Annotated in this window: 16 protein-coding genes; 7 read left to right on the plus strand and 9 right to left on the minus strand. The window is 68.3% G+C overall.

What is annotated here, in order from left to right; all coding sequences use genetic code 11:
* Positions 1-3 precede the first annotated feature (3 nt).
* Positions 4-3120: an efflux RND transporter permease subunit gene (locus tag U9J39_RS13395; RefSeq protein ID WP_115712970.1), complete on the plus strand. Its 3117-nt coding sequence runs from the start codon at positions 4-6 to the stop codon at positions 3118-3120.
* 181 nt (positions 3121-3301) lie between these two features.
* Here U9J39_RS13395 and U9J39_RS13400 read toward each other — a convergent pair whose 3' ends face one another.
* From U9J39_RS13400 to U9J39_RS13420, 5 genes are all read right to left on the minus strand, one after another.
* Positions 3302-3886, minus strand: coding sequence for a class I SAM-dependent methyltransferase (locus tag U9J39_RS13400; protein WP_326347270.1), 585 nt, complete (start codon positions 3884-3886; stop codon positions 3302-3304).
* 11 nt (positions 3887-3897) lie between these two features.
* Entirely contained in the window at positions 3898-4248 is a 351-nt protein-coding gene (locus tag U9J39_RS13405; RefSeq protein ID WP_115682759.1) for a mechanosensitive ion channel protein MscS, read from the minus strand.
* A 169-nt stretch (positions 4249-4417) separates the two neighbouring features.
* A complete protein-coding gene (locus U9J39_RS13410) occupies positions 4418-5536 on the minus strand; it encodes an NAD(P)H-dependent flavin oxidoreductase (RefSeq protein WP_115712972.1) in 1119 nt (372 codons plus the stop codon).
* Positions 5537-5592: 56 nt separating this feature from the next.
* Positions 5593-6480, minus strand: coding sequence for a LysR family transcriptional regulator (locus U9J39_RS13415; RefSeq protein WP_115712973.1), 888 nt, complete (start codon positions 6478-6480; stop codon positions 5593-5595).
* A gap of 243 nt (positions 6481-6723) precedes the next feature.
* Positions 6724-9189 (minus strand): DUF3772 domain-containing protein, encoded by a 2466-nt coding sequence (locus tag U9J39_RS13420; protein WP_115712974.1) that lies wholly within the window; start codon positions 9187-9189, stop codon positions 6724-6726.
* A 459-nt stretch (positions 9190-9648) separates the two neighbouring features.
* Here U9J39_RS13420 and U9J39_RS13425 point away from each other — a divergent pair, with 459 nt between their 5' ends.
* Positions 9649-10317, plus strand: a complete 669-nt coding sequence (locus U9J39_RS13425; protein WP_326347271.1) for an alpha/beta hydrolase — start codon at positions 9649-9651, stop codon at positions 10315-10317.
* 156 nt (positions 10318-10473) lie between these two features.
* Positions 10474-11202 (plus strand): BON domain-containing protein, encoded by a 729-nt coding sequence (locus tag U9J39_RS13430; protein WP_115712976.1) that lies wholly within the window; start codon positions 10474-10476, stop codon positions 11200-11202.
* A gap of 12 nt (positions 11203-11214) precedes the next feature.
* Here U9J39_RS13430 and U9J39_RS13435 read toward each other — a convergent pair whose 3' ends face one another.
* The 3 genes from U9J39_RS13435 to U9J39_RS13445 form a co-directional block, all read right to left on the minus strand.
* The gene (locus tag U9J39_RS13435; RefSeq protein ID WP_018008539.1) at positions 11215-11949 is read right to left on the minus strand and encodes a GntR family transcriptional regulator; all 735 of its coding nucleotides are present in this window, start codon (positions 11947-11949) and stop codon (positions 11215-11217) included.
* A 77-nt stretch (positions 11950-12026) separates the two neighbouring features.
* Positions 12027-13355: an MFS transporter gene (locus U9J39_RS13440; protein ID WP_115712978.1), complete on the minus strand. Its 1329-nt coding sequence runs from the start codon at positions 13353-13355 to the stop codon at positions 12027-12029.
* A 111-nt stretch (positions 13356-13466) separates the two neighbouring features.
* The gene (locus U9J39_RS13445) at positions 13467-15122 is read right to left on the minus strand and encodes a GMC family oxidoreductase (RefSeq protein WP_326347272.1); all 1656 of its coding nucleotides are present in this window, start codon (positions 15120-15122) and stop codon (positions 13467-13469) included.
* A gap of 128 nt (positions 15123-15250) precedes the next feature.
* On the opposite strand from U9J39_RS13445, the gene U9J39_RS13450 reads away from it, so the two are divergent.
* A complete protein-coding gene (locus tag U9J39_RS13450; protein ID WP_115712980.1) occupies positions 15251-16075 on the plus strand; it encodes an IclR family transcriptional regulator in 825 nt (274 codons plus the stop codon).
* Between the two features lie 21 nt (positions 16076-16096).
* Here the strand turns inward: U9J39_RS13450 and U9J39_RS13455 are convergent, their stop codons facing one another.
* Complete coding sequence (locus U9J39_RS13455; protein ID WP_115712981.1) at positions 16097-17104, minus strand: LysR family transcriptional regulator; 1008 nt, start codon at positions 17102-17104, stop codon at positions 16097-16099.
* A 165-nt stretch (positions 17105-17269) separates the two neighbouring features.
* Between U9J39_RS13455 and U9J39_RS13460 the strand changes: the two genes are divergently transcribed.
* From U9J39_RS13460 to U9J39_RS13470, 3 genes are read left to right on the plus strand one after another with little or no spacing between them, the layout of a single operon-like run.
* Positions 17270-18259, plus strand: a complete 990-nt coding sequence (locus U9J39_RS13460) for a Bug family tripartite tricarboxylate transporter substrate binding protein (protein WP_326347274.1) — start codon at positions 17270-17272, stop codon at positions 18257-18259.
* Between the two features lie 26 nt (positions 18260-18285).
* Entirely contained in the window at positions 18286-19785 is a 1500-nt protein-coding gene (locus U9J39_RS13465) for a M81 family metallopeptidase (RefSeq protein ID WP_326347275.1), read from the plus strand.
* Between the two features lie 34 nt (positions 19786-19819).
* Entirely contained in the window at positions 19820-20818 is a 999-nt protein-coding gene (locus U9J39_RS13470; protein WP_115712983.1) for a tripartite tricarboxylate transporter substrate-binding protein, read from the plus strand.
* Positions 20819-20823: the final 5 nt, after the last annotated feature.

The following is a 20823-nucleotide window of genomic DNA, read 5'->3' on the forward strand; positions in this document are numbered from 1 at the left end:
GCCATGATGAAATCCCTAGTCGAAGCCGCCATCAAGCAGCGGCTGGTGGTGTGCGTCCTTGCCGTGGTGCTGTTCTTCTTCGGCCTGCGCGCTGCCACCAAGCTGTCGGTGGATGCGTTCCCGGACGTGACCAACGTGCAGGTGCAGATCGCCACCGAAGCCGCGGGCCGCTCGCCCGAGGAAGTGGAGCGCTTTGTCACCGTGCCGGTGGAAATGGCCATGACCGGCCTGCCCGGGCTGGAAGAAATGCGCTCGCTGAACAAGGCCGGCCTGTCGCTGATCACGCTGGTGTTCACCGATGCCACCGACGTGTACTTCGCGCGCCAGCTGGTGATGGAGCGCCTGATCGAAGTGGGCGGGCGCATGCCCGAGGGCGTCACGCCCGTGCTGGGGCCGGTCTCGACCGGCCTGGGCGAGGTCTACCAGTACACGCTGGACCGCGCCGACGACGGCAACCGCGAACTGACCCAGGAAGAGCTGGCCGAGCGCCGCATCGCCCAGGACTGGGTGGTGCGCCCGCTGCTGCGCTCGATTCCCGGCGTGGCCGAGATCAACTCGCAGGGCGGCTACGTGCGCCAGTACCAGGCGCTGGTCAACCCGGAGCGCATGCGCCACTACGGCGTGTCGATCCAGCAGGTCTACGAGGCGCTGGCGCGCAACAACGCCAACTCCGGCGGCGGCGTGCTGCCGCACTACGCCGAGCAGTACCTGATCCGCGGCGTCGGCCTGGCCAAGGGTGTCGAGGACCTCGGCAGCATCGTGCTGAAGGAAGTCAACGGTACGCCGGTCTACCTGCGCGACGTGGCCAACGTCACCATCGGCCATGAGGTGCGCCAGGGCGCGCTGGTCAAGAATGGCCAGACCGAGGCGGTCGGCGGCATCGTCATGATGATGCGCGGCGGCAATGCCAAGGAAGTGGTCAGCCGCGTCAAGGCCCGCGTGGCCGAGATCAACGAGCGCGGCATGCTGCCGGGCAAGCTGCAGATCGTGCCGTACTACGACCGCAGCGAGCTGGTCGACGCGGCGCTGTGGACCGTGACCAAGGTGCTGCTCGAAGGCGTGGTGCTGGTGGTGATCGTGCTGTTCCTGTTCCTGGGCGACGTGCGCTCGTCGGTGATCGTGCTGGCCACGCTGGTGCTGACGCCCTTGCTGACCTTCATGGTGATGAACGAGGCAGGGCTGTCGGCCAACCTGATGTCACTCGGGGGGCTGGCGATCGCCATCGGCCTGATGGTCGACGGCTCGGTGGTGGTGGTCGAGAACGCGTTCGAGCGGCTCGGCCACAAGGAGCCGGGGCTGTCCAAGACCGAGATCCTGGTCAAGGCGGTGCAGGAAGTGGCCACGCCGGTGATCGTCGGCGTCGGCATCATCATCCTGGTGTTCCTGCCGCTGATGACGCTGTCGGGCATGGAAGGCAAGATGTTCGCGCCGCTGGCGTTCACCATCTCGATCGCGCTGGCGATCTCGCTGTTCCTGTCGCTGACGCTGTCGCCGGTGCTGTCGTCGTACCTGCTCAAGGGCGGTGCCGAGCATGACACCTTCCTGATCGCCTTCATGAAGCGCCATTACCTGCGCCTGCTGCACTGGGCGCTGGGCAACAGCCGCAAGACCGTGCTCAGCGCGGTCGGCGCCTTTGTCGCCACGCTGCTGATCGTGCCGCTGCTTGGTACCTCGTTCATCCCCGAGATGAAGGAAGGCTCGATCGTGCCCGCGATCGACCGCGTGCCCAACATCTCGCTGGAAGAGTCGATCAAGCTGGAGAAGGAAGCCAACAAGCTGGTGCTGGGCGTGCCGGGCGTGAAATCGGTGGTGTCGGGCGTGGGCCGCGGCGAAAGCCCGGCGGACCCGCAGGGCCAGAACGAATCGACCCCGATCGCCAGCCTGAAGGACCGCGACGAGTGGCCCGACGGCTGGACCCAGGACGATATCGCCAACGCCATCCGCGAAAAGCTCAAGGCCATTCCGGGCGTGCAGATCGTGATGGCGCAGCCGATCTCGGACCGCGTCGACGAGATGGTCAGCGGCGTGCGCTCCGACGTGGCGGTGAAGGTGTTCGGCGATGACCTGGACAAGCTGCGCGAGCTGGCGGGCGAGATCGCCCGCGTCGCCGGCGGCATCCAGGGCTCGCAGGATATCCGCATCGAGCGCGTGTCGGGCCAGCAGTACCTGTCGATCGAGATCGACCGCCAGGCGATTGCGCGCTACGGGCTGAACGTCTCCGACATCCACGACGTGATCGAGATCGCCATCGGCGGCAAGCGCGCCACGGATATCTTCGAAGGCGAGCGCCGCTTTGCCGCGGCGGTGCGCCTGCCGGACGAGTTCCGCAACAACGTGCAGTCGATCCGCCAGCTGCTGGTGAACACGCCGGACGGCACGCAGGTGCCGCTGCAGAGCGTGGCCAGGATCGAAGTCAATGACGGCCCGGCGCAGATCAGCCGCGAAATGGCCAAGCGCCGCGTCGTGGTGATGATCAACGTGAAGGACCGCGACCTCGGCGGCTTCGTCGCCGAGCTGCAGCAGGCCGCCGACGCCAAGGTCAAGCTGCCGGAAGGCTACTACCTGGAGTGGGGCGGCCAGTTCCAGAACATGGAACGCGCCATGGGCCACCTGAAGATCATCGTGCCGGTCACCATCGCCGCGATCTTCTTCCTGCTGTTCCTGCTGTTCAACTCGCTGCGCTTCGCCACGCTGATCATCACGGTGCTGCCGTTCGCATCGATCGGCGGCATCATCGGGCTGTTCGTCACCGGCGAATACCTGTCGGTGCCGGCGTCGGTGGGCTTTATCGCGCTGTGGGGCATGGCGGTGCTGAACGGGGTGGTGCTGGTGTCGTACATCCGCACGCTGCGCGATTCGGGCCTGTCGCTCGACGAGGCGGTGGTGCAGGGCGCGACCCAGCGTTTCCGTCCGGTGATGATGACCGCGACCATCGCCATGCTGGGCCTGGTGCCGTTCCTGTTCTCGACCGGCCCCGGCTCCGAAGTGCAGCGCCCGCTGGCGGTGGTGGTGATCGGCGGGCTGATCACGTCGACGCTGCTGACGCTGGTGATGGTGCCGACGCTGTACCGCTGGTTCGATGATCGCAAGCCGGATCCGACGCGGGATGTGCCGGTGTAAGGCTAGTCGGTTGCCTTGACGGGCCTGCAGGTTTGCTCCCCTCTCCCGCTTGCGGGAGAGGGAGTACCCCGGCGGTAATTCATGAACCGGTGGACTGGGCCGGCCGATTCGTCTAAAGACAACGCCCCATGCAAGTGGCAACTTGCATGGGGCGTTATTCTTTGCCGATCAACACAGGCACCTACGCCAGCCGCATCTCCAGCTGCCGCGTCCACAGTTCCAGCACGAAATCCGGTTCCTCGTGGCGGATATGCCGGTACAGCCCCCGCTGCGCGCCGATCGCGTCATGCACCGCCTGCGCGGTGATCTGCTGCTCGGCGAACGGATGCCGGAAATGGCAGGCGACGATGACGCCGTCGTCGGCCAGCGCGCGCGCGGCCATGGCCGCGACTTCGTGCCAGTCCGGCTTGGGAAAGTAGTAACCCAGTTCGGAAAACACCATCAGGTCAAAGCTGCCGTCGGGCCACTGCTGCGGCAATTCGCCGGTCAGCACGCGTGCCTGCGGGAACGGCGCCAGCCGTTGCCGCGCCTGCTCGGCAGCGCTTTCGGCCAGTTCCATCGCTATCAGCGCGTCGCAGCGCGGCGCCAGCGCCACGCTCAGGTGGCCGCCGCCGCAGCCGGGCTCGAAGGCGCGGGCGAAGCGCTCGCGCGGCAGCGTGGCCAGCAGCAGGGCGCGCTTGCGCGCTTCGTACCAGCGCGTGCCGATGCCCCATGGGTCCTGGTTGCGGCCGTACAGGCCGGCGAAATAGTCGCGGTCGACCGGCATGGCGGCAGGCCTCAGTAGCCGTAGTACGGCGCTTCGCGGTAGTAGCCCGAAGGCTGCGGGGCGCACGGCACGTAGGCGCGGTCGTAGTCGCGGTAGCAATAGCCCGGCGGCACCGCCGGCGCCGCGTATGAGACCGGCGCGGGGGCGTAGGTGACGGGTGGCGGCGCCACCGGTGCCGCCACCACCGGCCCCGAGGCCAGCATGGCGCCCAGGGCCAGGCCGGCCAGCGCGCCGACCGCCAGCACCGCGCCGGCATTGGAGCCGCCATGGTGGTGGTGCCGGCCGCGCGCCGAGGCGGAACCGGCGGCTACCAGGGTCGCGGCCAGGACCGCCGCGGCGACGATGCGGGTGGAGGGGCGCATTTCGGACTCCTTGTCATGCACAGCTTGTGTTCCTGAATGATGGACGCAAAGCGGCGATCAAGGTGTTTCGGGCCCCGGGTCGACTTGTTAGCTTTGTAACCGCGGCTTTTAGGACCTGGCTTTTTTAATGCGGTGTAAGACGCGGTAAAACGGCCGTGTCCGAAAGCGCCTATCCGAGCGTTTCGGCCAGCGCCCCCAGCCCGCGCGCGCTGGCGGCAAGCTCCCCGGCCAGCGCCGAGACCAGCTCCGCCGCCGGCAGTGCCCGGGCCAGCGGCACCGCCTGGCCGGCCCACTGCGCGGCAAAGTCGGCGCTGCTCTGCGCCTTGGCGGCGGCGTGCAGGGCCTTGCCGGCATCGTAGGCGGTGGGGTAGTCGGGCGCGGCGGGCGCGCCGGCTGCCGCACCCAGCTCGGTGAAGCGGTTGGCCAGGCCACGGGCATGGCGGCCGGAAATGGCCCGCGTCAGCACGGTCGGACGCTTGTGCGGCTGCAGCAGCGCCTCGCGGTAAGGGCCGTCGGCCACGGTCTCGGGGCAGGCGATAAACGCGGTGCCAAGCTGCGCGGCCTGCGCGCCGAGCGCCAGCGCCGCGGCAATGCCGGCACCGTCCATGATGCCGCCCGCGGCGATCACCGGCAGGCGGGTCTGCGTCGCCAGCACGCGTACCAGCGCGAAAGTGCCCAGGCCTTCGTCGACGGCGGCCGGGTCGAACACGCCGCGATGGCCGCCGGCCTCGATGCCCTGCGCGACGATCGCGTCGAGGCCGGCCGCCTCGATGGCGCGCGCCTCATCGAGCGAGGTGGCGCTGGCCAGCAGCACGATGCCGGCGTCGCGCAGCGCGCGGATGCGGCCCGCATCGGGCAGCCCGAAATGGAAGCTGACCACGGCCGGGCGTTCTTCCAGCAGCATCGCGTGCATGGCTTCGTCGGTGACGTAGCTGCGATAGATCTCGCGCAGCGCCGCCGGCGGAGTCGCGCCGAATTCGGCGAAGCGCGGTGCAAGATAGGCCAGCCAGGCCTGCTCGCGCGCGGCATCGGCGACGGCCGGCGCATGGCAGAACACATTGATGTTGAACGGTCCGCTGGTCAGCGCGCGGGTCTCGCGGATGGCCTTGCGCGCGGCCTCGGCATCCATCGCGCCCACGCCGAGCGAACCGAGCCCGCCGGCATTGGTGACGGCCGCGGCGAGCGCGGGCGTGCTGACACCGGCCATGGGTGCCTGGATGATCGGGGTGCGTATGCCGAGCCGGCGCAACAGCGGCAGCCGGTCAGCGATTGGGGTTGTCTGGGTCAATTTGCGCTCCTGGTAAGGGTTCGATGGCGATGGTGCGGCGACGGGGAACGGCAGGGTCAGCCGTCGCGCAGTTCGCGCACGAAGGCGTCGCAGGCGTGCGTGGCATAGCCGGCACGCTTGACGATATAGGTGTGCACAGCGCGTACCGGCACGGTCTGCACGTCGACCGCGTCGCGGTGCAGCGCCAGCAGCGAGCGGGGCAGGATCGCCATTGCCGTGCCGGCGCTGACGCAGGCCAGCATGGCGTGGTAAGAGGGCATCTCGGTGATGGCCAGGCGCTGGCGCATGTCGTCGCTGCCCTGCGCCAGCCAGGCTTCTGCGCACTGGCGGTAGGTGCAGCCCTTCGGGAAGGCGGCCAGGCGGCGCAATGCCACGTCGCCGGGGCCGCGCACCTTGGGATGGCTGCCCGGCAGCACCAGCTGCAGGTGTTCGGTGAACAGGTAGGTGCCTTCCAGGCCGGGGGCCAGTTCATCCAGATCGGCCGCGCGCGCCGGCCCTTCGCCTGGATGCGCGACCACGGCGCAATCGAGCCGGTGGTCGAGCACGGCATCGACCAGCGCGCGCGTGGTGCCGGTGCGGATCTCGATTTCCACGCCCGGCCAGGCCGCGTGGAAGCGCGCCAGCGGCATCGGCAGGCGGTTGGCGGCGGCGCTTTCCATGGTGCCGATGCGCAGGCGGCCCGACGGCGCGGCGCCCCGCACCGACTGCCGCGCTTCTTCGGCCAGCGCCAGCATCTGGTTGGCATAGGCGAGCAGCCGGTGACCCTCGGGCGTCAGCAGCATGCGCTTGCTGTCGCGCTGGAACAGCGCCACGCCAAGCGCCTCTTCCAGTTGCTTGACGCGCGTGGTGACGTTGGACTGCACCCGGTCCAGCAGGCGCGCGGCGCGGGTGATGCTCTGCTCGGTGGCTACCGCGCGGAAGATTTCGAGTTCAGCCAGTTCCATCGGCGGTCGGGCGCGGCAGGCGCAAGAGGGGTCGTCTGGATATTCTCTTTATGAGAATATAGCAAAACGAACAATCTTTCTATGAGAATATCCAACGCGGCAACGCCGTACCGTGTGCGCCTGGCGACGCACGACCAGCAGGTGATTCGCCGCTGGCTGGCGGCGCTGGCGGTGGAAAACGCCACCGCGAGGGTGGCCGCGTTCTTGCGCCGATGCGGGGCGGGCCGGCGCTGCCGCCGGCCATCAGCCGGTCGCCAGCGCGCGCTCCGGTTCCGGCCCGAACGGCGGCATGTTCTCCAGCCGCAGCGACTGCGGCACCGACAGCGAGATGCCGGCGCCGCGCAGCCGCTTGAGGATCTCGAACAGCAGGTCGCTGCGCGTGTTCGCGGCGATGCGCGGGCTGCCGACATAGCCGGTCACCGACAGCGTGATGCCGTTGGGCGCGAGCTGGCTGAACATGACCGACGGGGCGGGCACGTCGAGGATGCTCTCGTTCTCGCGGTAGACGTCGAGCAGCAGGTCGCGCAGCTGTTCGGGGTCGGTGTTCAGCGGGAAGGTGAGCTGCAGCGAGGCCACCCCCTGGGTGCTGTTGCTCATGGTGACGTTGCGCAGGTTCTGCGAGATCAGCTGCGAGTTGGGCACGATCACCGTGGAGCGGTCGCCGAGCTGGATCTCGGTGGCGCGCACGTTGATGCGGCGGATGTCGCCCTCGACGCCGGCGATGCTGACCATGTCGCCCACCTTGACCGGGCGCTCGGTCAGCAGGATCAGCCCCGAGACGAAGTTCTTCACGATCTCCTGCAGGCCGAAGCCGATGCCGACCGACAGCGCGCTGACGATCCACGCCAGGTTGTCCCAGCGCACGCCCAGCAGCGACAGCGTCAGCAGCACCAGCAGCACGTAGCCGACATTGCTGAACAGCGTGATCAGCGACGCGCGCAGCCCGGGCTCCATGCACAGCTTGGGCAGCAGTTCCGCATCGAGCCAGCGCCGCACCGTGCGCAGCAGCCAGATGCCCACGCCCAGCGCGACCAGCGCATTCAGGATGCGCTCGGGCATGATGTTCAGGCTGCGCAGCTTTTCTCCGCCCAGCACGGTGACCAGGCTGTTGACCAGGTCCGCGGGGGTGGTGCCGAAGCCGCCGGTCAGCAGCGCCACCACCGCCAGCAGCAGCAACAGGCTGGCGCCGATGCCGGACAGGATGGTGGCGGCCTGCTCCAGGCGCGCATCGTCGACGCCGAACAGCTGCTTGATCACCTGGCCGCTGGCGTGCTGGGTCGAGAACAGGCTTTCGAACAGGTCGCGCGTGACCTGGGTCAGCAGGTACAGGCTGCACAGCACGATGTCGAACCAGACCAGCTCATAGGTCAGGAAGCGCGCAAAGCTGATATAGCCCGCCAGCAGCGCCACCATCGACACGATCACGATCAGCGTGACGCCGGCGTGGATCATGCCCGCCAGCGTGGCGCGCGCCTCGGGCTGCTCGCCGGCGGCGGCCAGCTCGTTGCGCACGCGGTTGGCGCGCAGCAGCGCCGCGCCGATGGTCAGCACGACCACCAGCGAGACCAGCCCGCGCCCCAGCAGCGTGACCTGCACGCTGGTATCGGCAATGCGGTTGAGCTGTTCCAGCGTGCCGGCCAGCAGCAACAGCCCGGCCAGCGCCGCGGGGAACGGCTTCATCGCCCGCGCCACGGGATCGGCCAGCGCGGGCAGGCGCCAGGACGGGTGGCGCGTGCACAGCAGCGCGCGCCCGAGACCCGCGATCAGGGCGCTGGTCAGGGTCAGCTTGACCAGCCCGCCGTACAGCGTCATCAGGTCCGGCGGCAGTTCATAGTTGCGGGTGAAGGCGTTGTAGACGATCTGCACCGCAAGGCCGGTGGTGGCCACGGTGGCGAGCGTGGTGGCCAGCGCCAGCGCGCTGCGCCGCAGCCGCGTTGGCGGCAGCTTGTTCAGGCAGAACCAGGCCAGCGCGCGTTCGGCCAGGCGCTTGCCCAGCAGCCACACGCCCAGCGCAAGCAGTAGCAGGGCGATGGTGGCGGCGCGCTGCGACGGCTGCCACGCCAGCTGCACCATCGGCTCTACCTGGTCCATAAACGCGGCCATGCGCGCGCGGTCCTCGGCGGCGGGGCTGACCATCGGCTTCCAGAACTGCGGGTTCAGGATGCTGTCGGAGCGCAGCGCCAGCTGGTCTTTCAGCTGGCTGCGCTGCAGCCGGGCAATCTGGCCGCTCAGGTTGGCGATGTTCTCCTTGCTCTCGGCCGCCTGCTTGACCTGCGCATCGAGCTGCAGGCGCCGCGCGTTCAGTTCGGCGCGCTGCCGCACCACCGCCGGGGCTTCCTTGGTGATGCCGTCCGACGGCGGCGGGCCCAGCACGTCGAGCTGCGCCTGCAGCTGGGCGCGCTGCGGCGCCAGCGCGGCGGACAGCTTGTCGACATCGGCATCGAGCTTGTGCAGGTCATGGTCAAGCTCATCCAGCTTGGTGGTGCCGTCGGGATCGGAGGCCTGCTGCTTGATGCGGTCCTGCTCGGTCTGCAGGCGCTTGAGTTCGGTACTGGCTTCGGTGTGGGTGAGGGCGGGCGGCTGCTGTGCCTCGGTGGCGGAGGCGGCCTCGGACGCCGGCGCCGCGCTCGCGGCGGGCAGGGTGGCTGGCATCAGGTGGCATAGCGCAGCGAGCGCAAGGCCCAGTGCGAGCCGTGAAACGTTGCTCATGGCGGAATCTCGTCGGCAGGTGACGGCTTGCGGCAGTCCGGCATCGACCTAAGGGATCGCCTGTCGCGCCGGCATCAGGCAGGATGCGGCGCGGCGATCGATGCGGGAACGGCCGGGACACCGGCAATGAACAGGCGAGGGGACGCCGCTCGCTGGCGATCCTCTCGGCGCAGGGTTCGGCCAGGCCCCATGCGCCCAAACGAGGGCACCGGCAGCTGGCCGCGGAGGGCTGGGCCGGATGCAACCGGCCCCGCCGCGATTCGCGAAATTATAGAAAAGCGCATCCGCCACACCGCCGCATGCTGCGGCGGATCGGGCACACTGTGACAAATTGATACGCATCCATATGCGCGCCGCCGCGCGACCGCCATCGGCATGCTCGCCGTCATCGCAGTAACATCACGGGCTTCGGGCCATGCGCGGCCCGCACTCAGTCACTCAACATCTTCTGGAGAACGCATGGCGGTTGCGTCAGGCACCGAAAAGACCAGGCTCGACGGCGACGTCGGGCCGATTGAAATGCTGGTCGACCGACCGCAAGGCGATCCGCTCGGCATTGCCGTGGTGTGCCATCCGCATCCGTTGCTGGGCGGCGCGGCCACGCACAAGGTGCCGCACCAGCTGGCCAAGGCGCTGGTGGCGCGCGGCTACCTGACCGTGCGGCCGAATTTTCGCGGCGTGGAGGGTTCCGGCGGCGCCCATGACCAGGGCCGCGGCGAGGCGCAGGACATGCTGGCGGTGGTGGCCCACCTGCGCGACGCGCATCCCGGCTTGCCGCTGGCGCTGGCCGGGTTTTCCTTCGGTGCCTTCGTCATGACCCATGTTGCGGCGGCCCTGGCGGCGCAGTCCGTGCCGATCCGCCACCTGGTGCTGACAGGCACCCCCTACGGCGTGGTGAAAGGCCATCGCAGCTATGACACGCCGGCGGTGCCGGCCGATTGCCTGGTGGTCCATGGCGAGCGCGACGAGCGCGCGGCACTGGCCGCGCTGTTCGACTGGGCCAGGCCGCAGGCGTTGCCGGTGGTGGTGGTGCCGGGCGCGGATCACTTCTTCACCGGCAAGCTGCCGCTGCTGGTGCGTATCGTCGGGGGCTACCTCGACCGGCCCGCGCCCGGCGCCACCGTGTAAAAACTTCGATCGTTGCCGTGCTTGCGCGGTACACGCCGGCGGGGCCGTCCGGCGCGCGCGAGCCGCTGCGCGCTGCGGTGGGCGGTCGCGAGGCATGGATGATGCTACCGATAGCAGACACGGCGCACGAACACGCGTCCAGATCGGAGGCAATCCATGAAAGACTATCCCCCCTCGGAAATCAGGGAAACGTGGCGCAACCGGGGCTATGCCGAGCCCGGCGATACCCGCCAGGCACACCACTGGCGCAGCGGCAATCCGGGCGGCGCGGGCTTTGGCTACGGACAGGCGCGCTATGGCACGGAAGGCGGCGAGGGTCCGGAAGACCAGTACCGTCCCGGCATCCCGGCGCGGACCGCGTCGCGCCGGCTGCCCAAGAATTACCAGCGCACCGACACGCGCATCCGCGACGACCTGTGCGAAAGGCTGGCGCATGCCGACGACGACGTCTCTGACGTGACCGTCGACGTCGGCTCGGGCATCGTCACGCTGACCGGCACCGTGGCCGACCGCGGCATCAAGTACCGCATTGAAGAGCTGGCGGAAGACGTGCTGGGCGTCAGTGAGGTGCGCAACAACCTGCAAGTGGCGCGCCGCGCAGGCGGCACGGACGACGGGCAGCAGCAGGCCGGCGCCGGCAGCGTGCCCGGACAAAGGCGCCTGGGCCAGTCTGCCGGCTGGCGCCAGCCGGTGGGAGAGGTTGAGGCGGACGTGCTGTATATCGTCCAGTCGCGCGACGGGCGCTTCCTCGGCGCTGAATCCGGCGAGGCCGTGCTAGTGCCGGGAATTGCCCAGGCCGGCCTGTTCGACGATCCGGATGAAGCCCGCGCCGCGGCGCAGGAGCATTGCAGCCGCGGCTACCGCATCCTGGCGACGCGGCGCTGACGGCGCGCCGCGCTAGGCGTTGGGGACGGCAGGCGCGCTGGCCGGATCCGGGTGGATCTGCATCACCGCCGCGCGCTTCTCCAGCAGGTGCTGGCGCAGGATGGACGCCAGGCGCTTGCCGTCGCGGGCTTCCAGCGCGCGGATCATTTCCTCGTGGTCGTGCACCGCGCGGTCCCACTTGTCGGTCTGGTGGTTGGAGCGGAAGCGCATCGCCTTGAGCCGCCGGTTCAGCGTCAGGTAGGTCTGCAGCAGGGTCTGGTTGCGCGCCGCCGCGGCGATGCGGTCGTGGATTTCCTGGTTGCGGCTGTAGTAGCCAGGAAGGTCGTTGCGGGCATGGCAGGCCAGCATGGCGTAATGCAGCGCCTTGATCTCGGCCAGTTCCGGCGCGGTGATGCGCTCGCACGCCAGCTCGCCGGCAAAGGCTTCCAGCCCGCTCATCAGCTCGAACGCCTCCCACGCCTCGGCTTCGCTCATGCGCGAGACGCTGGCGCCGCGGTTGGGCGAGATCTCGATCAGCCCCTCGGCGGCTAGCACCTTGAGCGCCTCGCGCAGCGGCGTGCGCGAGATCCCCAGCGTTTCGCACAGTTCGCGCTCGTTCAGCTTCATGCCGGGCGCCAGCACCCCTTCGACGATGAAGTTGCGCAGGTGGTCGACCACGGTGTCGTGCAGCCGCTGGCGCACCACCTTGGGCAGAAGCGGGGCGGCGGTGGTGCCGGTTCCGGTGCCGGTGCCGTCCGAAGGTTGCATGCAATGTCCCTGTCATTAGCGTGGTGCCATTCTAAGACATTGCCGGCCTGCCGCAACGGCGGCCGCGACCCTTGCGCTCAGCGCGCGGGGCCGCGCAGCGGCACGCCGTTTTCGCGCGGCGCCCCGGCGCCCGCGCCCCGCCCGATCAGCGCCACCGACAGCGCCGACACCAGTCCCGCGAACGCCACGTAGGCGCAGATCTGCCAGGGCTGGCCGCCGCCCGACTTGAGCAGCGCCGTGGCGATGATGGGCGTGATGCCGGAAGCGAAGATGCCCGAGAACTGGTAGACGAACGAGATCCCGGTGTAGCGCACCCTTGCATCGAACAGCTCGCAGAACAGCGCCGCCTCCGGCCCGTACACCGCGGCGTAGAGGATGCCGAACGGCACCACGATCGCCAGCCACAGCAGCATGGTGTTGCCGCCGCTGTTCAGCATCAGCCAGAACGCCGGGAAGGCCGACAGCGCGGTGATCAGCGCACCCCAGAAATACACCCGCGTGCGGCCGATGCGGTCGGACAGGTGGCCGAAGAACGGGATGAAGAAGCACATCGCGATCGCCGCCGCCATCACCCCGACCAGCGCCTGCGTGCGGCTGATATTGACGGTCTGGGTCAGGTAGGTGATGGAGAACACGCCGAAGATGTTGAAGAAGACGCCGTCGATATAGCGCGCGCCCATGCCCTTGACGATATTGCCGGGGTAGCGCCGCATCATGTCGACAAATGGAATCTGCGTTTCGGCATTGCGCTGCTTGATCACGGCGAATTCCGGCGTTTCCTTGACGTTGAGCCGTATGTACATGCCGACGAACACCATCGCCGCCGAGATCAGGAACGCGACACGCCAGCCCCAGGCCAGGAACTGCGCATCCGACAGCGTCAGCGACAGCAGCGCCACCACGCCCGAGGCCAGGCACAGCCCGATCGCCAGCCCGATCTGCGGCAGCGACGCGTAGAAGCCCTTGCGGTGCGGCGGCGCGTACTCGTACGCCATCAGCACCGCGCCGCCCCATTCGCCGCCCAGGCCGATGCCCTGCAGCACGCGCAGCAGCAGCAACAGCACCGGCGCCAGGATGCCGATGCTGTCATAGGTCGGCACCAGCCCGATCAGGAAGGTGGAAACGCCCATGATCATCAGCGTCATCACCAGCATGCTCTTGCGCCCGACCTTGTCGCCGAAGTGCCCGAAAATCACGCCGCCGAGCGGGCGCGTGACAAAGCCCACCGCGAAGGTGGTGTAGGCCAGCATGGTGGCCACCAGCGGGTCGTCGCCGGGAAAGTACAGCTTGTTGAAGACCAGGCCGGCGACCACGCCGTACAAAAAGAAGTCATACCACTCGATGGTGGCGCCGATCACGGACGCCAGCGCGACCTTGCGGATCGCCTGTTCGTTGGGGCTAGTCATGCTTGTCTCCTCTGGTGGTGGGCGGCGTCCTCTGGAAGGATGGTTATGGACGCCGATGCGCTGCAGGGCTGGCCTGGTGGTTATGGATGCCCGGCCCGCCGGTTTGCCGCTTCAGGCCGCGGCGGCCATCGGCGCGACCACGTCGGCGTGGTGGATCTCGCGCCGCGCGTCTTCGCGGATCAGGTCTGCCGCGCGCTCGGCCATCATCACCACCGGCACGTTGGTGTTGCCCGAGACCAGCGTGGGCATCACCGAGCAGTCCACCACGCGCAGCCCGCCAATGCCGTGCACGCGCAGGCGCGCGTCGACCACCGCCAGCGGGTCGGCGGCCGGCCCCATTTTTGCGGTGCCCGACGGATGGAAGATGGTGGCGCCGTACTCGCGGCAGAAGTGCAGGATCTCGTCGTCGCTGCGCACATCGTCGCCTGGCCGGAACTCGCGCCGCATCAGGCCGCGCATCGGTTCGGTCTGCGCCACGCGCCGCGCGTAGCGCACCGCCGCGATGGTGCAGCGCCGGTCCAGTTCGGCCGACAGGTAGTTGGGCTGCATCGACGGCGGCTCGAACGGGTCGGTCGAACGGATCCTCACGGTGCCGCGCGACGCGGGCCGCAGCTGGCACACGGAATAAGTGCAGCCCGAGAACGGATGCACCGTGCCGCCGGCCATGTCGGCCGACAGTGTGGAGAAATGGAACTGCGTGTCCGGCGTCGCGCTTTCCTGCGGCAGGGCGCGGCAGAACATCGCGCCCTGGTTGATGCCGATCGCCAGCGGGCCCTTGCGCAGCAGCAGCCATTCCAGGCCCATGCGCGCCTTGCCGGCCAGCGTGCGCAGCTGGTCGTTGGTGGTGATGGGTTTGGCCACCTCGTAGATCAGCCGGATCTGCAGGTGGTCCTGCAGGTTTTCGCCGACGCCCGGCAGCGCATGCACCACCGGCACGCCCAGCTCCTGCAGCAGCGGCGCCGGGCCGATGCCGGACAGCTGCAGCAGCTGCGGCGACTGCAGCGCCCCGGCGCACAGGATCACCTCGCGCCGCGCCCGCAGGATATAGGGCTGGCCATGCTGGGTGTAGCGCACGCCCACGGCGCGCTTGCCTTCAAACAGGATGCCGGTGGTGTGCGCATCGGTCTCGACGCGCAGGTTGGCGCGCCCGCGCGCCGGGCGCAGGTAGGCCACCGCGGTGGAGCAGCGCCAGCCGTTGCGCGTGGTGAGCTGGTAATAGCCCACGCCTTCCTGGTCGCCGCTGTTGAAGTCGGTCTGGCGCGGCAGGCCCAGCGCCTGCCCGGCGGCGACGAAGGCATCGACCAGCGGATGGCGCCGGTCGATCGAGGTGGCATTGAGCGGGCCCCCGGTGCCACGCGTCGGCCCGGCGCCGAGGTCGTTGTTCTCGAGCTTGCGGAAGTAGGGCAGGCAGTCGTCCCAGCCCCAGCCCGGATTGCCCAGCGCGGCCCAGTGGTCGTAGTCCTCGCGCTGGCCGCGCACGTAGATCAGGCCGTTGATGGCGCTGCTGCCGCCCAGCGTGCGCCCGCGCGGCCAGTAGATGCGGCGGTTCAGCATGTTGGGATCGGGATCGGTATAGAAGCCCCAGTTCACCTGCTTGTGGAACATGGTCTTGCCGTAGCCGATCGGGATATGGATCCACGGGTAGCGGTCGGGCGGGCCCGCCTCGAGCAGGCAGACCGAATAGCGGCCGTCTTCGCTGAGCCGGTTGGCCAGCACGCACCCGGCCGAGCCCGCGCCCACCACGATGTAGTCAACGGTTTGCGACATCGTCGCTGTCTCCTGTTTCTGGCCTGGGCACGTAGCCCGCGGCCTGGATTTATAATCTGAAACGTTCTGTTCCGGATTTTATTTTTCAAGGCCGGAATGGAAAGCCCAATCGCGAGGAGACGCCGGTTGTGAAACAGAACATGACAATGCCGTTTCAGAATCGCACTGCAGCAGAGGACGCGGTGCCGGAGGAGGACGCCCGCAGCCTGCGCGTGCTGGCGGTGCTGTCCAGCCTGGCGCGGGCGCAGCAGCCCCAGACGCTGTCGCAGCTGTCGCAGCGGCTGCATGTGCCGAAGGCGACGCTAATGCGCCTGCTGGCGGCGATGGAGCGCAGCGGCTTCGTGGTGCGGATGCCGGCCGAGCGCGGCTATGTGCCCGGTCCGGCCGCGGCGGCGTTGTCGCTGCAGACGTTGCGCAGCCCGCCGCTGCTGCGCGAATGCCGCGGCATCCTGGCCCGGCTGGTGGCGCGGCTGGGCGAGACCTGCAACCTGACCGCGCTCGACGGCGACCGCGTGCTTTACGTCGAGCGCGTGGAAACGCACGAGCCGCTGCGCCTGCAGTTGTCGCCCGGCATCCATGTGCCGCTGCATTGCACCGCCAGCGGCAAGCTGTTCCTGTCAGCGATGAACCGGCTGGAACGCCAGCAGACACTGCGGCGCCTGGACCTCGCCGCGCACACGCCGCGCACGCTGTCCGACCTGCCGGCACTCAATGCCGAGCTGGACCGGCTGGCTGCGCGCGGCATCGGCGTCGATCACGAGGAATTCGTGCGCGGCATGTGCGCGGTGGCGGTGCCGGTGCGCGAACCGGACAGCGCCGGGCCTGGCCGGGTGGTCGCGGCGATTGCCTGTCATGCGCCGACCGCGCGGGCCTCGCTCGAAGCGTTGCTGCAGGCGGTGCCGACGCTGCAGGGTGCGGCGAAGGAGATGGCGGCGGTGTTGTGCACGCACTGAGCCTGGCCGCAAGCTTCCCGCTCAGCGCTTGCTAACGCCAGCTGCCGCCACCGCGCGCGCGGCCAGCAACGGTACCGGCTGGGCCATGAAGGATCCGCCGGCCCGGTGCATGACTAGCTCGCGAAACAGGCGAGCCGGCGTGCGCGGCGTGAGTTCGTCGTTCCACACCGCGACCACCGGCTCGACGCGGCTGCCGAGTTCGAAGCGAAGCACTCTTCCCACCTTGGCCAGGGTGAGCTGCGCGGCGATGCGCTCCGGGAACACCGCCAGGAAATGACCGGCCTGCAACAGGCTGGCGGTGGCGGCGACATCGCTGGTGCGGATACCAAGCGTGGGTGCTGGCGCGTCCAGCGCCTGGAACGCCGAGTGCAGCAAGTGAAGCATGCGCGAGCCGGCCACCGGAATACACCATTGCTGCCCGGACAATTCACGCGCCGTCAGCTTGCGGCGGGCGAGCAGCGGATGGTCGTGGCTGGCGACGATCACCACCTTCTGTGCCGGGACCACCGGCGCCGCGCGCAGCGCCGGTAGCGACAGGCGCGGATCGTCATAGGCGAACAGCAGATCCAGCGAGCCATCCACAAGCTGATCCGCCAGTTCGCCGATGCCGCCTTCGATCACGCTGATCTCCACGCGCGGATGATCCCGGTAGAAGTCGCTCATCGCCCGTGCCAGGAAGGGCTGCACCGACATCGTCCGGAACGCAATGCGCAACGCCCCCTGGCTGCCGGCGCGTACCGCCTCCAGCGATTCGGCGAGCCGTTCCAGCTGCGCTAGCAAGACCGCAGCATGCGCCGCCATTTCCCTGCCGGGATCGGTCAGCCGCAGGCCGCGGCGGCTGCGCTCGAATAGCGGCATGCCCACGATGTCTTCGATCTCGGCGAGTGTCTTGGACACTGCCGCGGGGCTGACATGGAAGCGCACGGCGACGGCGGCGGCGGTCTGCATCTCGCTCAGCGCCAGCATGATGCGCAGATGCCGCAGCTTGAGGCGGCCAAGCAGGGTATGGATGAAGGTTTCGGCAGGCATGGCAGGCGAGTGCAGGGCTGACTGGCTTCTTTTGTGGATTAACCATTTGCTCAATAAACAGCGAGTTTAATTCGCTTTTGGTATCGAGACCAATCCCATATAGTCGGCGCATCACCTGATTCATTCCAAGCCATCACGAGGCAATCAGACCTCAGGAGGAGACCAATGGAAGCAGTATGCCGATTGCGCTCGACCATGCGCTGCATGCTTGCCGGCGCAGCCTTGCTGGCGGCCACTTGCGCAAGTGCCGCGACCGCGTGGCCTGACCGGCCGCTGCGCCTGGTCGTGCCGTTCCCGGCCGGCGGTTCCTACGACATCATCGGCCGGACGCTCGCGCGCAAGCTGGAGCAGCGGCTGGGGCAGCCGGTGGTGGTGGAGAACATCGCCGGCGGCGCGACCGTGCCGGGCGTGTCGTCAGTGCTCAAGGAAAAGGCCGACGGCAACACGCTGCTGCTGGCTAGCGACGGCACGCTCAGTATCAATCCGTACACGATCAAGGGCCTGCGCTATCGGCCCGATACCGACCTGACGCCGGTGACCATCGTCAGCACCGTACCGCACTGGATCATCACGCGCGCCGACCGCAAGCAGATGACGCTGAGTGAACTGAAAGCGCATATCCAGCGCAATCCCGGCAAGGTGTCGATCAGCATCAACGTTGTGGCCGGGGCCGCTCACCTCGGCCTGGCCGACTGGAAGCGCCGCAATGGCCTGGACTTCACTATCGTTCCGTACCGCGGCTCGCCGCCGGCCATGGCGGATCTGATTGGTGGCCAGACCTATGCCCATGTCGATGTGATCGGCTCTTCGGTCAACTACGTCCAGGATGGCAAGGCCAAGCCGCTGGCCGTGCTGCAGGTGGAACCGGTTGCGCAGTTTCCTGCCCTCGAAACGCAGAGGCCGGGTGGTGCCGACGCACTGCAGGTGCGCGGCAACCTGGCGCTGATGGTCAAGGCGGGTACGCCGGCCCCGGTCATCGACCGGCTCTACCAGGAAGTGAAGGCCAGCGTGCATGAAGCGGACTTCGCCGCACGCCTGAAGACGCTTGCCTACGAGCCGGTCCTGTCCACCCCCGAGCAGGCCCGCCGCTTCCTGCAGACCGAATCGATCCGCTATGGCGCCATTGCGCGCGCGGTCGATCTCGAATCCAACTGAACCCTTGACGTTGTCGGAGCCAGTCCATGCGCTTTGTCATTGCCCTGATGCGGCATGAAACCAATACCTTTTCGCCGATCACCACGCCACTGAGCGCGTTCAACCGCGGCAGCACTGACGGCCCGCTTTACGGTGACGACGCGGTGCGGGCCTGCCAGGGCACCAACAGCGCCGCGGCCGCATTCATCGATATCGCCCGGCGCCAGGGCGACGAGTTCGTGATGCCGTTGATGGCGAACGCAGTGCCCAGCGGCATGGTCACTGCCGAAGCCTTTGAGTCGATGGCGGCCACCATCGTGGAGGCGGTACGCGCCGGCTGCGATGCCGTGATGCTGGACTTGCACGGCGCCATGGTGGCCGAGGGTTATCCGGATGCGGAAGGCGAGTTGCTGGCCCGCATCCGTGCCGTCGCACCGGAGACGCCGATCGCGGTTGCGCTCGATTTCCACGCCAACTTCAGCGCTGCACTGGTCGACAATGCGACCGTGATCGCCGGCTATTGCACCTATCCCCACGTGGATGTGTACGAGACCGGCGTGCGCGCCGCCCGTACCCTGATGGCGGCGCTGCAAGGGGAAGCCCGCCCGGTGTTGCTGTGGCGCACGCTGCCGATGCTGACTCACATGCTGCGCCAGACCCCGCGCGCGCAACCCATGAAGGACATCATGGAGCGTGCGATCACGGCCGAGCGCGATGGCGAGGTGCTCAACGCGTCAGTGTTCGGTGGCTTTCCGCTTGCCGATATCCCGCATACGGGCCTGGCAGTGGTGATCGTGGCTGAGACCACCAGAATCGAAGCGGGCCGGCGCTTGCTCGATGAGCTCTGCGGCATGGCGTGGGAACGCCGGGCTGATTTCGTCTTCCCGATCGAGCCGATGGCAGCATCCATCGCGCGCGCCAAGACGCTCGCGCAAGGTCCGGTGGTGCTGGTGGATCATGGCGACAACTGTGGTGCAGGCGGGCCAACAGACGAAATGACGGTGTTGGGCGAAGTCCTGCGCCAGGGGCTCGAAGGCGTGGTCGCCGGGCCGTTCTGGGATCCGGGCGCCGTGGTGGAATTGATTGCCGCCGGCGTAGGGCAGTCCGTCACGCTCGATGTGGGCGGCAAGACCGACATGCCGGCGCTGGACCTGAAGGGCCGCCCGCTGCGGCTGACCGGCCGGGTGCAGTGCATTACCGACGGCAACTATCAGGTCACCGGCCCGATGTTCACGGGCATGAAGCTGAGCCTGGGCCGCACCGTGGTGCTGGATGTCGCGGGCACGTTGGTGGTGATCTGCGAAAAGCCGCAGGAGCCGTTCGATACCGGCGTGTTCACGCACGCGGGCATCGACCTGTCGCGCCGCAAGTACATCCTGATCAAGTCGCGCCAGCATTTCCGCGCCGGGTTCGAGCCGATCGCCAGCGAGATCGTGCTGGTGGCCGGCCCCGGCGTCTGCAGCTCCGACTACAGCCAGTTTCCGTTCCGCAACCTGCGCCGCCCCATCTATCCGCTGGAAGCGCACACTGAGCTGGATGCTGCCTGACCGCAGCCGCCGCCCGTCAATCGGAGTGACCCGCATGCTATTTCTGAATTCCCTGCAACGGCTGGCCCCCGCGCTGGCATTGGCCCTGGCCCTGGGCATCAGTGCCGCTCCCGCCATGGCCCGCGCCGCCAGCGGCGAAGCGCCCGTGCGCATCGTCGTCGGCTTTGCGGCCGGTGGCGCGCTCGACATTTTCGCGCGAACGCTTGCTGAAAAATTGCGTGTTTCGCTCGACACGCCTGTGCTGGTGGAGAACCGCCCCGGCGCATCGGCGCGGCTGGCACTGGAAAACGTCAAACGCGCGCCACCGGACGGCAAGACGGTGCTGATTTCCCCCGCGCCGCCATTCACCATCTTTCCGCTGACCTACAAGCGCCTGGCCTATGACCCCGACAAGGACCTGGTTCCAGTCGCCTACCTGGCCGACGTGCCGCTGGTGGCATCTGCCAGCATCAACCAGCCCTATCGGACCATGCCGGAATACCTGGCATGGGTGAAGCGCCACCCGGACAAGGGCGGCGTTGGTCTGGTCACCCTCGGCGGCAGTATTCATTTCGGGGTGCTGTCGCTCGGCAAATCGATTGGCGTGCCATTGCTGCCCACTGCCTATCGCGGCGCCGTCATGATGCTGGCCGATGAGATCGGCGGCACGCTGCCGCTGGGGATCGATGCGGTGGGCGGGCAGATGGAACTGTACCGGGCTGGCAGGATACGTTTCCTCGGCGTCACCGGGACGCGCCGGTCGTCACTGCTGCCTGACGTGCCAACGCTGGCGGAGGCGGGCGCGCCGGGGTTCGAGACGGCATCCGGCTGGTACTCGGCCTTTGTGCCAGCGGGGACGCCGCCGGCTGCGGTGGCGAGGATTGAGAAGGCGCTGCTCGACGCCGTCAAGGACCCCGCGGTGCGCGACAAGATGGCGGCGCTGGGCATGGAAATGAACGGCAAGCCGGGAGATGCCTTGCGCAAGCTCATCCAGGCGCAGCGCGCGCAGTGGGAGCCGGTGGTCGCGGCCTCGGGCTTTACGGCCAGCGAATGAGGCGC

Source organism: Cupriavidus sp. SS-3, from assembly GCF_035818815.1.
In the GTDB taxonomy this organism is placed as follows: Bacteria; Pseudomonadota; Gammaproteobacteria; order Burkholderiales; family Burkholderiaceae; genus Cupriavidus; species Cupriavidus taiwanensis_C.

Bases quoted from the DNA above. Each gene is read 5' to 3' on its own strand.
- U9J39_RS13455 (WP_115712981.1), bottom strand. From the start codon at position 17,104: ATGCCTGCCGAAACCTTCATCCATACCCTGCTTGGCCGCCTCAAGCTG.
- U9J39_RS13430 (WP_115712976.1), top strand. From the start codon at position 10,474: ATGAAAGACTATCCCCCCTCGGAAATCAGGGAAACGTGGCGCAACCGG.
- U9J39_RS13400 (WP_326347270.1), bottom strand. From the start codon at position 3,886: ATGCCGGTCGACCGCGACTATTTCGCCGGCCTGTACGGCCGCAACCAG.
- U9J39_RS13420 (WP_115712974.1), bottom strand. From the start codon at position 9,189: ATGAGCAACGTTTCACGGCTCGCACTGGGCCTTGCGCTCGCTGCGCTA.
- U9J39_RS13435 (WP_018008539.1), bottom strand. From the start codon at position 11,949: ATGCAACCTTCGGACGGCACCGGCACCGGAACCGGCACCACCGCCGCC.
- U9J39_RS13425 (WP_326347271.1), top strand. From the start codon at position 9,649: ATGGCGGTTGCGTCAGGCACCGAAAAGACCAGGCTCGACGGCGACGTC.
- U9J39_RS13465 (WP_326347275.1), top strand. From the start codon at position 18,286: ATGCGCTTTGTCATTGCCCTGATGCGGCATGAAACCAATACCTTTTCG.
- U9J39_RS13405 (WP_115682759.1), bottom strand. From the start codon at position 4,248: ATGCGCCCCTCCACCCGCATCGTCGCCGCGGCGGTCCTGGCCGCGACC.
- U9J39_RS13440 (WP_115712978.1), bottom strand. From the start codon at position 13,355: ATGACTAGCCCCAACGAACAGGCGATCCGCAAGGTCGCGCTGGCGTCC.
- U9J39_RS13460 (WP_326347274.1), top strand. From the start codon at position 17,270: ATGGAAGCAGTATGCCGATTGCGCTCGACCATGCGCTGCATGCTTGCC.
- U9J39_RS13415 (WP_115712973.1), bottom strand. From the start codon at position 6,480: ATGGAACTGGCTGAACTCGAAATCTTCCGCGCGGTAGCCACCGAGCAG.
- U9J39_RS13395 (WP_115712970.1), top strand. From the start codon at position 4: ATGATGAAATCCCTAGTCGAAGCCGCCATCAAGCAGCGGCTGGTGGTG.
- U9J39_RS13445 (WP_326347272.1), bottom strand. From the start codon at position 15,122: ATGTCGCAAACCGTTGACTACATCGTGGTGGGCGCGGGCTCGGCCGGG.
- U9J39_RS13470 (WP_115712983.1), top strand. From the start codon at position 19,820: ATGCTATTTCTGAATTCCCTGCAACGGCTGGCCCCCGCGCTGGCATTG.